The sequence below is a fragment of the Sphingobacterium siyangense genome (assembly GCF_023277505.1).
GTDB classification, from domain to species: Bacteria; Bacteroidota; Bacteroidia; order Sphingobacteriales; family Sphingobacteriaceae; genus Sphingobacterium; species Sphingobacterium siyangense.
Genome location: NZ_CP080574.1, coordinates 3,940,827 through 3,955,584, shown reverse-complemented (window position 1 = coordinate 3,955,584; position 14,758 = coordinate 3,940,827). Strand labels below are relative to the sequence as shown.

Sequence of the window (14,758 nt, the reverse complement as noted above, 5' to 3'; positions counted from 1 at the left end):
GTGAATCATCAATCAAATAAAAATGAAGTTAAGGGACTCGAACCGATTGCTTGTGATCCGATCTTTCCTAAACCGGCCTCATAAGCCTTTCGGCCAGCGATAACGGCCTCTTTGAATGCTTCGGCCATACGTATCGGATTATTCGAGACCGCAATTGCCGTATTGACCAAGACTGCATCCGCTCCGATTTCCATGGCTTTGGCGGCATCGGATGGAGCTCCGATCCCAGCATCTACAACCACAGGGACATTACTCTCCTCAATAATAATTTCGAGAAAGTCCAGTGTGCGAAGCCCTTTATTACTACCAATAGGAGCACCTAAAGGCATAACAACTGCTGTACCTGCATTTTCCAATCTTTTACAAAGTACTGGATCTGCGTGAATATAGGGCATGACAACGAAACCCAGTTTGGCCAGCGATTCAGTTGCACGCAGGGTTTCAATAGGATCGGGCAGTAAATAACGGGGGTCGGGATGAATTTCCAGCTTTACCCAGTTGGTTTCCAATGCCTCCCGTGCAAGTTGGGCTGCGAGCACAGCTTCTTCAGCAGTTCGTGCTCCCGAAGTATTGGGAAGCAAATGGATTGCCGCCAGATCGAGCGCACTGATGAGACTGTCGTCTGCGTTGGTCTGGTCGATTCGTTTGAGGGCAACGGTGACCAATTGGGAGGCCGAAGCCACAATGGCATCGCTCATTTCTGTGAGATTACCGAATTTGCCCGTACCAAGAAATAATCTGGATTCAAATACGCGATCGGCTATATGTAGGTTGCTCATAATAAAATTTTATTGATGGATGAAACAATGTTTGGAGTCTTGGTTACGATTCCGGAGAGTGCTACACCGTAAACTCCAATTTCTAATAGCTGTTGGATATCTTCAAGTTGGCTTATACCGCCAATTGCGAATATTGGAATAGGGGGCAAGCCTTCTAGGCGGACTTGTTGGATGATGTTTTCATATCCTGCAATCCCCAATAGGGGACTTAGTTTTTGTTTTGTTATGGTATAGTTGAATGGTCCGAGTCCGATATAGTCACAATGTTCACTTATTCTTTGTTTTACATTCGCAAAGCTATTGGCAGTACCGCCGATTATTTTTCCTGTACCCAATATGTTCCGGGCAGCTGTGACGCTGCAGTCATCCAGTCCCAAGTGCACGCCATCAGCATCTACAGCCGCTGCAAGCAAAGGATGGTCATTGATAATACAGCTGGCACCAAATTCAGAACAGGTTTGCTTGATCTGTTCTGCAAGCATGTAGCGGCTCTTTTCATCGGCGTTCTTCCATCTGATCTGTATCCATTTGGCCCCCGCATCCAGCGCTTTCAGTATGTTATTTTTTTGTTCAGTTAATGTTTGTCCCTGCGATATATATTGGAGTTTTTCCATAGTTTTTGTTTGCATGCTATAAAATTTTGAACTGGATCAGGGTGCTTCCATAAAGTACCATATAAGGCAATTCCATCTGCACCTTGCTGCATCGGGATAAGACAGTTATCTTGATTTATCCCTCCAAGACCGATGAGACGAACAGTAAAGTTGGAGCGTGACGGGAGCTGATCCAACCTTGCATTATACACGCCATACCCCACTTTTGAGATGCTCGGAAATAATGGACTTAAAAAAGCATAGGCCCAACATTCATCAAGGCTATTGAATTGATCGATATCATGCACCGATGTCGAACAGATTGTTGTAGGCAGCATTTGATTTGTTGATCTATCCTTTCTATCCTTTTCGTTCATATGAATACGTGCGATTCCGAGCTCAGCCGATAGGTGAGGGTGAGAATGTAGGACCAATCTGTCCAGGTATGTGGAATCGATAGATTCCACATATTGGGACATTTGTAGGTCTGTAAAATGATACTTGCGCAAGTGCAGGATATCGAGTCCTTCTTTGAACAAAGCATCTATAATCACTTTTTCAGAAGGAATCGTTTCTGCTGCTGTCAAAGCGATGATCATAAATAAATCTCTTTTCCTTGCGCGATGAATTCCTGCGATTTTTCCAGCATCCCTTGTGCGGCACTATCTCTGATTTCCTGTGTAATTTTCATCGAGCAAAATTTGGGACCGCACATGGAGCAGAAGTGAGCCACTTTGGCCGCATCTGCCGGCAATGTTTCGTCATGATATTCACGTGCTGTATCTGGATCGAGGGAAAGGTTGAATTGATCTTCCCATCTAAATTCAAATCTCGCCTTACTCAAGGCATTATCACGGTATTGCGCACCTGGATGTCCTTTGGCCAAATCGGCCGCATGGGCAGCTAGTTTATAGGTGATTACACCGTCTTTAACGTCTTTTTTATTTGGTAAGCCCAGATGTTCTTTGGGCGTCACATAGCAAAGCATCGCACATCCATACCATCCGATCATCGCAGCTCCAATGGCTGATGTGATGTGGTCATAACCTGGAGCAATATCAGTTGTTAAGGGGCCCAAGGTATAAAATGGTGCTTCGTCACAACAAGCCAATTGCTTGTCCATATTCTCTTTGATCAATTGCATAGGAACATGGCCCGGACCTTCGATCATCACCTGAACATCGTGTTTCCAGGCGATCTTGGTGAGCTCGCCCAGTGTTTCGAGCTCCGCAAATTGAGCCGCATCGTTGGCGTCCGCAATGGCTCCTGGACGGAGACCATCGCCAAGTGAAAAAGCAACATCATATCGCTTCATAATCTCACAGATCTCCTCAAAATGGGTATAGAGAAAGTTCTCTTTGTGGTGGAAAAGACACCATTTGGCCATGATAGACCCTCCTCTGGAGACAATTCCCGTTACTCGAGAAGCGGTGAGATGGATATAACGAAGCAGTACGCCGGCGTGTATGGTAAAGTAAGAAACACCCTGTTCGGCCTGTTCAATCAAGGTATCTTTGAATATTTCCCAGGTAAGGTCCTCGGCCACCCCCTTCACTTTTTCGAGCGCCTGATAGATCGGTACTGTACCGATTGGAACGGGCGAGTTACGGATAATCCATTCGCGGGTTTCGTGAATATTTTTGCCAGTGGACAGGTCCATGATGGTATCGGCTCCCCAACGACAGGCCCATACTGCTTTCTCAACTTCTTCCTCTATACTTGAGCTTACAGCACTATTGCCAATATTGGCATTAATTTTAACAAGAAAGTTGCGCCCGATAATCATGGGTTCACTTTCAGGATGATTGATATTATTGGGGATGATTGCTCTTCCGGCAGCGATTTCCTCACGGACAAATTCTGGTGTAATTGCTTTATCATGTGTTCTGGCACCAAAATTCTGTCCTTTATGCTGATGATCCATTCCGGAGGTACTGGCCGTGAGCTGCTCGATACGTTGGTTTTCACGGATAGCAACGTACTCCATTTCTGGGGTAATGATGCCTTGCTTTGCATAATGTAATTGGGTGACATTCCTGCCGGCAGAGGCTATTTTCGGTTTATGGCTATACGCGAATCGGAGTTCATCCAACGTTGGATCAGAAAGGCGTTTTTGTCCATATTCAGAGCTGGTGCCAGGCAGCTGTATGACATCCTGACGATCTAAGATCCACTGTTCGCGAAGGCGCGGGAGGCCTTTTCGGATATCGATATGGATGGTGTCATCGGTATATGGTCCAGAAGTATCATAGACTGTTACCGGGGGATTAATTTCTACTTCTCCATTCGTTAATTTGGTTGGACTCAAGGAGATTTGACGCATAGCGACTTGAATAGGAAATAGTTTTCCGGATACAAAAATTTTCTTTGCATTTGGAAAGGGCGATTGCGTAATTTTTTCAGCTGTCATTTTTTTCTTATTGGGGTGAATTACTCGGTTCGATTGATTTTTGGGGAATAGCTATCCGCCCTGGGACGCGGTGATTAAAATAATCTGATCGTGCGGTTTTAGTGGTGTCGTAGCCCAGTCCTTTTTGGGTATGACTTTGTTGTTAATAGCTACAGCCACGCCCTGAGTTTGGCCGGATAATTCCAAAAGCAACAAGCCTTCCAATGAAGTAAGCGAGGGGTCGAAAAATCGAATCTGATGGTTTATTGTAAGTTCCATTCCTTAATTTTTTTGGTAAAACTTTAGGAATGGCTACACAAAGGCACAGCAATGCACCTTGTAGACAGCTCACTTTTCCCTACGCCAGTATGATCCGGATCAGGTTCTAAGGGTAAAATCTCAGCCTGCACGAGCAGACACCCCTAAAGTTGTGACTAAGATAAGGTTATTTTTATGAAAGTTGCAAGAATTTTATTTTGCAGACTTGGGTTTATTGTACAGGAAAGTACAGGTCAGTATGTGGGAAATATTTGATATATTAGTTTTTTGAATCAGCTAAAACAATTTAACAACCACCAAGAATAGTATCTTTTAATGCGTAGGATTTTATTGACAACATTGTTGTGTATCGCTAGCAACACTTATGCCCAACCTAAAAACAACTGCAGCGCCGTGCAGTTGACATGCGAACATTTGGTCAATCCATTGGGTATTGATGCAATTCACCCAAGACTTAGCTGGCGACTTGAGGACCAACGTAAAGGTGCGGTACAACAGGCTTATCAGATCTTTTTAGGGCAAGATTCGCTGGCACTGCTGCGAGAGACCAAAGATAACTGGGATAGTGGCAAACAGTTCAGCTCGGCTATGTTAGTGTCCTATAATGGCGCACAGTTAAAGCCACAGACCAAGTACTTCTGGAAGGTTAAAGTATGGGATAAGGATGGTGTATCAACACGTTCAGAAATAGCATCGTTCGAAACGGGCATGATGGGAATGGACCTTTGGAAAGGAAAATGGATCAGCGACAATAAGGATATTCATGCGCGAGAAACGCCTTATTTTAGAACAGAATTTAAGGCAAATAAGCAGATAAAATCTGCCCGCGCATATATTGCCGCAGCAGGATTATATGAACTTTCCATTAATGGCCAGCGCGTTAACGACCATCGTCTGGATCCAATGTATACTCGATTTGACCGACGGACATTGTATGTCGTGACGGACGTAACCCAGCAGCTTCAAAAAGGAGAGAACGCCATTGGCGTTGTTTTGGGGAATGGCTGGTATAATCATCAACCACTGGCCGTTTGGAATTTTGATAAAGCACCATGGCGGGCCCGGCCAACATTCTGTTTAGAACTGAAAATCGTTTATACAGATGGAACGACGGAAACCATTGTTTCGGATAAGCAGTGGAAGACAGCGTCAGGACCAATCACCTATAATAATATTTACACTGGTGAGCATTACGATGCAAGACTGGAAATACCCAACTGGGATAAACCAAAATACGATGATTCGGCCTGGCAGGCTGTTCAGTATAGAAATGCGCCATCTGCACATATCGTTTCCCAACAGATGGTACCGATTCGGCTCGTGAAGTCCTATAAGCCGAAATCAGTGACAAAGATAGACCAACGTACCTATGTGTTCGATATGGGCCAGAATATGGCCGGGATTACAAAAATTAAGGTGAAAGGAGCTGCGGGTACTATGCTGCGTATCAAGCATGGTGAGCGGTTGTTGGCGGATGGGCATCTTGATCAGTCCAATATTGATGTTTATAATCGGGGCGATAAGGAAAAGGAGCCCTTTCAGACCGATATATTGACCTTAAGTGGTCGGGATGATGAGTTTATGGCCAAGTTCGGTTACAAGGGATTTCGTTACGTCGAAATTAGTAGTAGTGCAGCGATCGCGTTGGATAGTTCGGCTGTGACCGCCTATTTTATGCATAGTGATGTGCCTGCTATTGGACAGCTTAAGACATCATCAGCGTTGGTCAACAAACTATGGGAAGCGACCAACAATGCCTACTTGTCCAATTTGATGGGCTATCCTACAGACTGTCCGCAGCGCGAAAAGAACGGTTGGACAGGGGATGGGCATCTAGCGATTGAAACAGCTTTTTACAATTTTGACGGGATAACAGTTTATGAAAAGTGGATGGCAGATCATCGTGATGAACAACAGGAGAATGGTGTCTTACCCGATATTATTCCAACTGGCGGATGGGGCTATGGTACCGCAAATGGTTTGGATTGGACAAGCACCATTGCCATCATTCCATGGCAGATCTATCAGTTTTATGGAGACCCACGTGCATTAGAAGAATGTTATCTAAATATCAAACGCTATGTCGATTATGTAGATGGAATCAGCCCGTCTGGCTTAACAACTTTTGGGCGTGGAGACTGGGTGCCGGTTAAGTCACAGTCCAATCTGGAGTTGACCTCATCTGTTTATTTTTATGTGGATGCGACCATCTTGGCTGCTGCGGCCAAATTGTTTGGGTACACAGCAGATCAGCAAAAATATGAACTGCTAAGCGAGAAAATTAAAACGGCCATCAACGCTAAATTTTTAGATGCTTCCAAAGGTGTTTATAGCAATGGAACACAGACCGAACTGAGTGTACCACTCTATTGGGGTGTTGTACCCGATGAAATGAAAGCCCGCGTTGCAGCCAACCTGAATAAGAAAGTGGAAGAGACCAACTTTCATTTGGATGTAGGTGTATTGGGTGCTAAAGCATTATTGAATGCGTTAAAAGATAACGGTTACGCAACGACAGCCTATAAGGTCGCGGTACAAGATACCTACCCGTCTTGGGGATGGTGGATTGTAAATGGAGCGACAACATTGTTGGAGAACTGGGATTTAAAAGCAACACGGGATATTTCAGACAACCACATGATGTTTGGCGAAATCGGTGGTTGGTTTTTTAAATCTATCGGCGGGATTCTGCCAGATCCTAAACAACCTGGATTTAAACATGTGCTCTTAAAACCTATCTTCCCCCAGGAATTGAAAGAATCTTCTATTTCTTACGATTCACCCTACGGTAAAATTGTTTCCGAATGGAAGTTAACGGATAAAATGATCGTATATAATATCCAAATACCTGCTAATGCGACGGCAACATTTTATCCACCGGATAATGTTAGAAGCAGCGATATCGTCCAATTGGAGGCTGGTAAACACAGGCTGGAACTGGAACTCAAGTAAGCATAGGCTTCGACTTGTTGTTTCCTGTCTTGACTGTTGGTTTTATTCTTTAATGTTATAATCTATTGGAGGGCTTTTGCGAGTTTACCAAGCTGTTTTAATTTTAAGGCGATTTCATTGCTCCAGGGTAAACCAATGCAGAGCCGCATGCAATGGTGAAATTGATCCTGCAAGGTGAAGATCCTTCCCGGTGAAATGCTAATCTGTAGTTTAAGCGCATAATTGTATAGCTTGCCTGTATCGATGTGTTTTGGAAATTCAACCCATAGGGCGAGTCCGCCCTGTGGGCGGCTTATTTTAGTGCCTTCCGGAAAATGGTCCGCGATGATAGCGGCATACTGCTGGTAGTTTTCTGTTAATGATCTACGGAGTTTACGTAGGTGGTTTTCATACTTTCCTGTTAATAGAAAATTTCCCACCGCCTCGTTGATGATCGTTGTAGATGATAGGGAATGGATTAGTTTTAGTTTGATAATCTGCTCCTTGTATTTTCCAGGAGCGACCCATCCGACACGGAAGCCCGGAGCCAATGTCTTTGAAACTGATCCGCACCAGAGTACATTGCCATCGAGGTCAAAAGATTTGCAACATTTGGGGCGTTGGATACCAAAATGGAGGTCGCCGTAGGTGTCATCTTCGATCAGCGGGATATGATGTTTTGCTAGCAGTGATACAATTTCCCGCTTGTTCTCATCCGGCATGCAATAGCCCAGAGGGGTGTTAAAATTGGGAACCAGTAAGCAGACTTTGATTTCGGGCAATAGCTTTTTGAGGGCTTCAATGTCTATTCCCGTGATGGGGTCCGTGGCTAGTTCCAGCACCTTAAGTCCCAGGCTAACGGCAAGTTGGAGGATACCCGGATAGCAGGGGCTTTCAAGAGCCAGTGTATCTCCAGGTTTGGTTAAGGCCATCAGACATAAAACCAAAGCATTCATACAGCCGTTGGTGGTAACGACCTCATCTTCGTTTAGATTTCCACCCCAGGCCAATGAACGTACAGCTACCATACGACGTAATTTTATATTGCCCTGCAGGGGCTCATATGCTGTGCCACCATCGCTGAGCTCCTGTGTAGCGAGAACGATTTCTTTTTTCAATTTTGCGGTAGGCAGGAGACTTCCCGAAGGAACACCGATCGAAAATAAGGTTAAATCCCGGCGCCCAATGGTTGAATACACCTTATTCATTAATTGATCTGGTTCTCGGTTATTGGCGATTGGAATAGGTTGACTGGCTGCGGCCAAAGGAAGCTGCAAATAGTTTGGAGGACTAACGAAGTAGCCGGACTGAGGTTTGGACCGTATAAGTGAACGTCCTTCCAGCTCTAGAAATATCCTTTTTGCGGTATTTATACTGATACCGTGTTCAGCACTTAGATTTCTCACTGAAGGTAGTTTCTCGCCGGCTTTTAAGACACCTGAATTAATCTTATTGGCAATATTGTCTGCTATTTCATTATACAAATAATCTTTTTTCATAAAATAAGGATTAATATCTGTCTTCAAAGGTAACTGTGTCCGTTGAATTATCAAAAACTGTGACTGTGCTTAGTTCTTGTAATGGACGAACTTTGTGTAAAAGATGGAAACATGGCAGAATTAAGTATAAGTAAATTACAAGAAAATACCGCAAGCGGTTGGTTAAACGGTTTTATCGGGGTGCTATTATTTAGCGGTTCGTTGCCGGCAACACGAATGGCGGTTTTAGCATTTGACCCCGTATTTGTGACGCTAGCCAGAGCTTCGATTGCAGGTATATTGGCACTGGTAACATTGATGGTTTTTAAGGAAAAACGACCAGAAAGAAAAAAATTGGGTTCGCTATGCATCGTTGCAATAGGATGTGTCGTTGGATTTCCCTTACTGAGCGCTTTAGCCCTGCAGCACATCACGTCTGCGCACTCTATCGTTTTTATCGGTATTTTGCCCGTATCGACAGCCGTATTTGGTATTATACGTGGTGGCGAGTGTCCGAAGCCAATCTTTTGGCTGTTCTCTGCTTTAGGGAGCCTACTGGTGATCGGCTATGCGCTGGCACAAGGACTAACAGCCTCGCCTTTAGGGGACGTTTTAATGATTTTATCTGTCATTCTCTGTGGTTTGGGCTATGCTGAAGGCGCTAAATTGACCAAGACGCTGGGTGGTTGGCAGGTCATTTCCTGGGCCCTGGTTTTGTCGCTGCCGCTGATGTTGCCACTTACTTTTATCTATCTTCCATCCACTTTTGATGCTGTACCTATGGACGCCTGGGCTAGTTTAGCCTATGTTTCTTTGTTCAGTATGTTTATTGGCTTTGTTTTTTGGTATAAAGGACTCGCTCAAGGTGGCACGGCAACCATCGGACAGTTACAGTTATTACAGCCATTCTTTGGTTTGGCTTTAGCCGCCTGGCTTCTTCATGAACAAGTCAGTGTTGGCATGCTTGCCGTAACAGTTGGTGTTATCCTCTGTGTCGTAGCGACGAAGAAATTTGCCCAATAAATGCATTGGAAAAAGAGAACTGGTTTATAGGTTCATTACAGAAATCAGATTTTGCCTGAATGATGAAATTTAATCCCTAATGAGTGGTGTCCTTACTTCTTAAGGATCTTTTTTGATAATATCAATTAAGAATTAAAGTATTTCTTTTATAATTAATAACTGCAAAACAATTGTCAGTGTAAATTTGTTGTCTAATAGGTGGTTCTACAGTTTTTACGCTAAGACTACCCAAAATAGATCGATGTACTGACTTATCCCACGGAAAATACGAAGAGACTCTCTGCTACACTTCAAAAGGACACTAATTTTTAAAACATATGAAATCGAAGTCATTTTTAACCGCAATTGTCTCAAGCTTCTTATTGTTGGCTTGTAGTACCTCCACAAGGATAACAGATATCTATAAAAATAGAGATCTGACTCCAAAACAATACCAAACAATATTCATTATTGCGATGACAAACCATGCTAAAGCACAGGAGGTCATTGAATCCAATTTGGCTGAAGCGGCTTCCATGCATGGCTACAAGGCTATTAAAAGTACTGATGTTTTTAAACGCACGTTCACCAAAGATGAAAGTCAAAATAAAGATTTAGTGATGAAAGCAGTACACAGTCTGAATGCGGATGCTATTTTCACTGTTACCCTGATCGACAAAACCAGCGAGACCAGATATGTACCGGGAAGTGGACCTTATATGCCTTATCCGAGGTTTGGATGGTATGGTAATTTTTGGAGCTATTACTCCCATTGGTACCCGATTGCATACGATCCGGGATATTATACCACGGATAAAATGTACTATCTGGAAAGCAATCTATATGACGTTAGTTCCGAACAACTGGTTTGGAGTGTGCAGTCTGAAACAATCAACCCTTCCAGCTTAGCTGATTTTTCTAAAAGTTATACGAAAGCCCTTGTTAAGGCTCTAGAAAAGGATATGTCCGCTAAATAACCATCGATAAAAATATATTTAAAAGCTAGCTTCAAATCAAACAGTAGTATTGGTGTATAATTATTCTTTGTGTTGACGATATAGCTTCTTTAAATGTTTTTTATAGTATATTTGTAAACTAAATTGCGGTAATGTTGTTATATTGACAAGCAATAAAGTTAGTTCAAATAAGATGAGATACAAATTATATAGAGAACAACAATTGGCCTGCGATTTGGATACCGCTTGGTCTTTTTTTTCTTCACCCATGAATCTTTCAGAAATTACACCAAAAGATATGGGGTTTGTTGTCGTCTCAAACTTTTGTAGGCAAGAAATTGCTGAAGGAATGATTATTGATTATTTGGTATCTCCGATCCTTCGGTTTCCGCTGAAGTGGAAGACCAAAATAACGCAAGTGGAAAAGAATAAAAGTTTTACTGATTTTCAACTAAAGGGACCTTATGCCTATTGGAATCATTTTCATGAGTTTATTCCGAATGAAAGAGGAGTGCTCGTAAAAGACAGGGTAGATTATGAATTGCCTTTGGGAATTCTAGGCACAATTGTGCATGGAGTTTTTGTTAAAAAAAAGTTGGAGCAAATCTTCGATTACCGTTATCAGGTTTTAGAAAAATTATTTAATCAAACTAAGAATTAGTGATAACGAGTCTATTGCAGTTCACGTGACCGGTGAGAAGGAGGTCAGATGAGCTTTTCAACATATCTTATGCTGTATACAATGAAGAAAATCTATCAAATAACCAATGGAGTTGCTTTGGTCATCACGGTGATTATTAATTACCTATCCAATACGGGAATTTTTAATGGGGAGACCATGGCAACGGTTTCTGCTAAATATCAAAATCTATTTACACCCGCGGGATATGCCTTTTCCATATGGGGCCTCATTTATTTAGGGTTGTTTGGATTTGTAATTTATTTTGGTCCTTTTGTCAGACAGACAAACGAAAAGGAAAAAGTAGTTTTAAAAGTCGGATGGTGGTTTTTGATTTCTTGTCTAGCAAATAGTCTATGGGTCATTACCTGGTTGTATGACTATACCTTTTTAACTATTTTATTGATGATCTTACTTTTTGTGTCGCTATTAAAGATAATTCATCATACTCAATCTATTGCGCTTCATGCTGCACGCAGCAAGCGCATATTTCTTAAGTTCCCTTTTCAACTTTATGCAGGCTGGATTTCTGTCGCTTTGATTGCCGACATTGCAGCCTATCTCACGAAGATAGGCTGGGACGGTTTTGGATTATCAGCTACAACATGGGTTATTATCATGTTTGTAATTGCATTAATCATTCACTTATTGATGATATGGCAACGTCATATGCCCTTATTTGGACTTGTAGCTGTATGGGCTTTAATAGCAATTTCAGTTGCCAATAAATTAGTTAATAGCACTGGATATACAGCGGCTATAATAGCGGCTCTTATTGTTTTGCTAAATGTAATTGTATACTATATCCAATATCGTAAACGACTGCCTGTCTAGTGCTTATTAGTAAATGATAGTGGTTTGGCAATCAAAGTTTAAACTTTCCATCGTATTGTAGTCAGCTGCTATTTTATTGCTGATTCCGCAATCAATAGCTTTTGAAATTCTTTTCCGATAAATGGATTGATGACATGCTGAAATCCTTTTTGCAGCGTAAAGACAGTGATAGTCGCATCAGACTCCGGTGAATAGATGACATCTGTTCCCCACCAACCGCCATGATAGTAAGCGTTGAACCCCATGTCAAAATGATAAATTCCCAAACAGTATTTAGATTTATCTGGTGGTAAGACGTAGGTATGCATCGCTTCAAGAAGTTGTTTATCCTGAATGATTTTCCCGTCAAATACATATTGGAAAAATAGGGCTGCCTCTTTGGCTGTCGCTGCTATCCCACCGCCTCCGTAGAGATCCCAAGAAGGATCAATGGTATAAGAGTCCCAGTTGTACTTGCTTGCGTACTGATGGGCGAGAGGCAAGGTGTTTTCAGGATATTGTTCTAAGTTTATAAACCATGTCTTTGTTAGATTTAATTCTCTGTATCTAAGTAAGTTTCGGATGGCTGCATAAAATGGCTGCTGTGTTTTTTGCTCAATAATTTCGGTAAGAAGTAGATAATTAATATCAGCGTAACTAAATTTTTCACCGACAGGCTGAGGGTTTCCGATATCGATGGATCTTTTGATCTGCTCGTCTTTTTTCCACTTATATTTAAGATGCTGATTGACGAATTCAAAATAAGCTTCATCTACATAATCTTGAATTCCCGAAGTGTGTGAGAGCAAATTCTTTATCGTAATTACCGCTAGATTATAACCATCGCTTTCAAATAAATGACATGTTTTTTTTGATAATAAATTTGCAATTGGTTGATCAATAGAAAGTTCACCTTTTTCTACCAATCTTAGGATTGCTGCAGCGACATAGGGTTTCGTGTTGCTTGCAATCAAAACGGGCTGTTGGTCTTCTAGCGCTTGGTTCGTGCTGGTGTCTGCTACACCTTTTGCATAGCTCCAGGAAATATTATGTTTCGGTGCTTCTACATGAACAATAATCCCTACTGCATCCTTATTTTTATTATAAATTGAATCTACTTTTTGCTTAAAAACGGTCTGTAATTGAGCAAATCCGATCAACGGAGTAAACAAGGTATTTAATAACACTATTTTTTTCATATGTTCTTTTCTAAACATTGTGCCTCAGACTCAAAAACTCTCTGAGCATTTGCTAAGTATATTTCTTTGCTACTTCACTAGCAATCGCCTCTGCACCTGCAAATGCATCGACTTCGCAGTAGGGGTAACGGATTTCGTTGCCTGTTGCGCTTGTGAAAATAAGAATTAAAATAATAATCTTGATGGTTAAATATGTGAAATAGCACATCGAGCTTATTTAATAAACTGAGTCTGTATTTATTGATGTTCTATTTTTGAAGCGAAATGCCTTCGATTTGACAATAGGAGTTTGATTTTTACACATTATTTATTTTAATATCTTTGCGGTGTCAAATTATTAATTATTAATGAAAAGAAATTATTTTACACTCTTTATGACGGTGGCTTTTGCCTCAATGTCCTTTGCACAAACGAATACAGCAGTTGAAGCCAAAGCGAATTTACACCTGTTGGCGGTATAACGGTTGGATTTAGATTGGGAAAATAGATAAATAATTCCCATTTCTTTCCCAAATTGATGGATAGGTTTAGATTATTATAACATTTTAAATCTTAATCATATGGTCAATTGGAATTTAGTAACCGGCAAGGGTGAAAAACTTTCTTCCCAGGATGTCAGAAGGAGTATTTTAACTTTTATCATAAAAAATTATCCTGGGAATCAGGTTGAGTTTATCGAAAAAAAACGCAGTTCATATCGAATAGATATCAGGGGTGGAGATGCTCTTATTTTCGATTTCAATGGACAATTTGTGAGAACAGATCGTGACTAGCCTGCTTCGATGATCTGAAATAGACTTCATATTTTAAAAAAGGGGCAGGAGCTCAGCATTGTGCTCCCCCTTCAACGGTAATTATCTTTAGTGGTTTGACTTTTTTGTTTTAATTCCTTCCACCTGCAATTTTATTCGGTGGCTATTATTTATTCTTTGAAACGTTAGCTTTCTTTTCTATCATTACCCCGGTTTATTTCTTGTCTTATGCAAAGCCTATTCAATGTGTAAAATGTTAGATTTACGGTGTAAAAGAAGCTTATTGGAAGGACATGAGAAAAGTAATTGCAGCATTCAATATGACCCTTGACGGGTTTTGTGATCATACAGCTGGCATTCCCGACGAGGAAATACATCTTCATTATACGCATCTGTTAAATAGCGCTGATGTCATTTTATATGGTAGGATTACCTATCAGCTTATGGAATACTGGCGGCCTTTTGTGAAAAATCCCTCAGGTGAAAAATCAATGGATGACTTTGCATTGGCTATCGATAAAATTCCAAAAGTTGTTTTTTCAAACAGGCTAAAAAATGTAGACTGGGCGAGTGCAAAATTGGCCGAAGGGATGCTAAAAGATGAAATATTGAAATTGAAACAGCAACCCGGTAGAGATATTTTGGTTGGGAGTCGAAGCTTAATTGTCCAGCTGATGAATCTCAATTTGATCGACGAACTTCAATTGTGCATTTATCCCCTTGTGGTAGGACAGGGGCTTTCACTATTTGAACATATAAGCGATAGAATAGTTTTTAAACTATTAAAAACAAGGTGTTTCTCTAGTGGTTCAGTCCTCCTGTACTATCAGTACAGTCCAACATCTACTTCCTCATAAATTATTCCCTCGGGAAATATCGGCAACACAGCGGGAAATTCAGATACCTAC

Annotated in this window: 14 protein-coding genes and 1 riboswitch; of the genes, 7 read left to right on the top strand and 7 right to left on the bottom strand. The window is 41.5% G+C overall.

Annotated elements, in window-relative coordinates; translation table 11 throughout:
- Positions 1-8 precede the first annotated feature (8 nt).
- From K2F45_RS16625 to thiS, 5 genes are read right to left on the bottom strand one after another with little or no spacing between them, the layout of a single operon-like run.
- Entirely contained in the window at positions 9-779 is a 771-nt protein-coding gene (locus K2F45_RS16625; protein ID WP_075993153.1) for a thiazole synthase, read from the bottom strand.
- Positions 776-1,408 (bottom strand): thiamine phosphate synthase, encoded by a 633-nt coding sequence (locus tag K2F45_RS16620; protein WP_248931919.1) that lies wholly within the window; start codon positions 1,406-1,408, stop codon positions 776-778. The genes K2F45_RS16625 and K2F45_RS16620 overlap by 4 nt, the downstream gene beginning before the upstream one ends.
- The gene (locus K2F45_RS16615; RefSeq protein WP_248931918.1) at positions 1,354-1,971 is read right to left on the bottom strand and encodes a thiamine phosphate synthase; all 618 of its coding nucleotides are present in this window, start codon (positions 1,969-1,971) and stop codon (positions 1,354-1,356) included. Before K2F45_RS16615 ends, K2F45_RS16620 begins: the two co-directional genes overlap by 55 nt.
- Complete coding sequence (gene thiC, locus K2F45_RS16610; RefSeq protein WP_248931917.1) at positions 1,968-3,782, bottom strand: phosphomethylpyrimidine synthase ThiC; 1,815 nt, start codon at positions 3,780-3,782, stop codon at positions 1,968-1,970. Before thiC ends, K2F45_RS16615 begins: the two co-directional genes overlap by 4 nt.
- A gap of 51 nt (positions 3,783-3,833) precedes the next feature.
- Positions 3,834-4,040 (bottom strand): sulfur carrier protein ThiS, encoded by a 207-nt coding sequence (gene thiS / locus K2F45_RS16605; RefSeq protein ID WP_075993149.1) that lies wholly within the window; start codon positions 4,038-4,040, stop codon positions 3,834-3,836.
- A gap of 59 nt (positions 4,041-4,099) precedes the next feature.
- Positions 4,100-4,195, bottom strand: a riboswitch (TPP riboswitch).
- Positions 4,196-4,355: 160 nt separating this feature from the next.
- On the opposite strand from thiS, the gene K2F45_RS16600 reads away from it, so the two are divergent.
- Entirely contained in the window at positions 4,356-6,992 is a 2,637-nt protein-coding gene (locus K2F45_RS16600) for an alpha-L-rhamnosidase (protein ID WP_248931916.1), read from the top strand.
- A 62-nt stretch (positions 6,993-7,054) separates the two neighbouring features.
- Here K2F45_RS16600 and K2F45_RS16595 read toward each other — a convergent pair whose 3' ends face one another.
- Positions 7,055-8,470 (bottom strand): aminotransferase-like domain-containing protein, encoded by a 1,416-nt coding sequence (locus tag K2F45_RS16595; protein ID WP_248931915.1) that lies wholly within the window; start codon positions 8,468-8,470, stop codon positions 7,055-7,057.
- A gap of 111 nt (positions 8,471-8,581) precedes the next feature.
- Between K2F45_RS16595 and K2F45_RS16590 the strand changes: the two genes are divergently transcribed.
- The 4 genes from K2F45_RS16590 (at position 8,582) to K2F45_RS16575 (ending at position 11,920) form a co-directional block, all read left to right on the top strand.
- Positions 8,582-9,472, top strand: coding sequence for a DMT family transporter (locus K2F45_RS16590; RefSeq protein ID WP_248931914.1), 891 nt, complete (start codon positions 8,582-8,584; stop codon positions 9,470-9,472).
- A 317-nt stretch (positions 9,473-9,789) separates the two neighbouring features.
- Positions 9,790-10,428 (top strand): hypothetical protein, encoded by a 639-nt coding sequence (locus tag K2F45_RS16585; protein WP_075993146.1) that lies wholly within the window; start codon positions 9,790-9,792, stop codon positions 10,426-10,428.
- A gap of 172 nt (positions 10,429-10,600) precedes the next feature.
- Entirely contained in the window at positions 10,601-11,068 is a 468-nt protein-coding gene (locus tag K2F45_RS16580) for an SRPBCC family protein (RefSeq protein WP_248931913.1), read from the top strand.
- A gap of 81 nt (positions 11,069-11,149) precedes the next feature.
- Positions 11,150-11,920 carry a hypothetical protein gene (locus tag K2F45_RS16575; RefSeq protein ID WP_248931912.1) on the top strand — a complete coding sequence of 257 codons (771 nt, stop codon included), beginning with the start codon at positions 11,150-11,152 and terminating at the stop codon, positions 11,918-11,920.
- Positions 11,921-11,988: 68 nt separating this feature from the next.
- On the opposite strand, the gene K2F45_RS16570 is transcribed toward K2F45_RS16575, so the two are convergent.
- The gene (locus tag K2F45_RS16570) at positions 11,989-13,098 is read right to left on the bottom strand and encodes a serine hydrolase domain-containing protein (RefSeq protein ID WP_248931911.1); all 1,110 of its coding nucleotides are present in this window, start codon (positions 13,096-13,098) and stop codon (positions 11,989-11,991) included.
- Between the two features lie 560 nt (positions 13,099-13,658).
- On the opposite strand from K2F45_RS16570, the gene K2F45_RS16565 reads away from it, so the two are divergent.
- Both K2F45_RS16565 and K2F45_RS16560 read left to right on the top strand, forming a co-directional pair.
- Positions 13,659-13,871 (top strand): PepSY-like domain-containing protein, encoded by a 213-nt coding sequence (locus K2F45_RS16565; RefSeq protein ID WP_248931910.1) that lies wholly within the window; start codon positions 13,659-13,661, stop codon positions 13,869-13,871.
- Positions 13,872-14,143: 272 nt separating this feature from the next.
- Positions 14,144-14,707, top strand: a complete 564-nt coding sequence (locus K2F45_RS16560; protein WP_248931909.1) for a dihydrofolate reductase family protein — start codon at positions 14,144-14,146, stop codon at positions 14,705-14,707.
- The last annotated feature ends 51 nt before the right edge of the window (positions 14,708-14,758 follow it).

Coding starts and splice junctions, on each gene's coding strand:
- K2F45_RS16600 (WP_248931916.1), top strand. CDS start 4,356: ATGCGTAGGATTTTATTGACAACATTGTTGTGTATCGCTAGCAACACT.
- thiS (WP_075993149.1), bottom strand. CDS start 4,040: ATGGAACTTACAATAAACCATCAGATTCGATTTTTCGACCCCTCGCTT.
- K2F45_RS16590 (WP_248931914.1), top strand. CDS start 8,582: ATGGCAGAATTAAGTATAAGTAAATTACAAGAAAATACCGCAAGCGGT.
- K2F45_RS16580 (WP_248931913.1), top strand. CDS start 10,601: ATGAGATACAAATTATATAGAGAACAACAATTGGCCTGCGATTTGGAT.
- K2F45_RS16575 (WP_248931912.1), top strand. CDS start 11,150: ATGAAGAAAATCTATCAAATAACCAATGGAGTTGCTTTGGTCATCACG.
- K2F45_RS16565 (WP_248931910.1), top strand. CDS start 13,659: ATGGTCAATTGGAATTTAGTAACCGGCAAGGGTGAAAAACTTTCTTCC.
- K2F45_RS16615 (WP_248931918.1), bottom strand. CDS start 1,971: ATGATCATCGCTTTGACAGCAGCAGAAACGATTCCTTCTGAAAAAGTG.
- K2F45_RS16585 (WP_075993146.1), top strand. CDS start 9,790: ATGAAATCGAAGTCATTTTTAACCGCAATTGTCTCAAGCTTCTTATTG.
- K2F45_RS16595 (WP_248931915.1), bottom strand. CDS start 8,470: ATGAAAAAAGATTATTTGTATAATGAAATAGCAGACAATATTGCCAAT.
- K2F45_RS16560 (WP_248931909.1), top strand. CDS start 14,144: ATGAGAAAAGTAATTGCAGCATTCAATATGACCCTTGACGGGTTTTGT.
- K2F45_RS16625 (WP_075993153.1), bottom strand. CDS start 779: ATGAGCAACCTACATATAGCCGATCGCGTATTTGAATCCAGATTATTT.
- K2F45_RS16570 (WP_248931911.1), bottom strand. CDS start 13,098: ATGAAAAAAATAGTGTTATTAAATACCTTGTTTACTCCGTTGATCGGA.
- K2F45_RS16620 (WP_248931919.1), bottom strand. CDS start 1,408: ATGCAAACAAAAACTATGGAAAAACTCCAATATATATCGCAGGGACAA.
- thiC (WP_248931917.1), bottom strand. CDS start 3,782: ATGACAGCTGAAAAAATTACGCAATCGCCCTTTCCAAATGCAAAGAAA.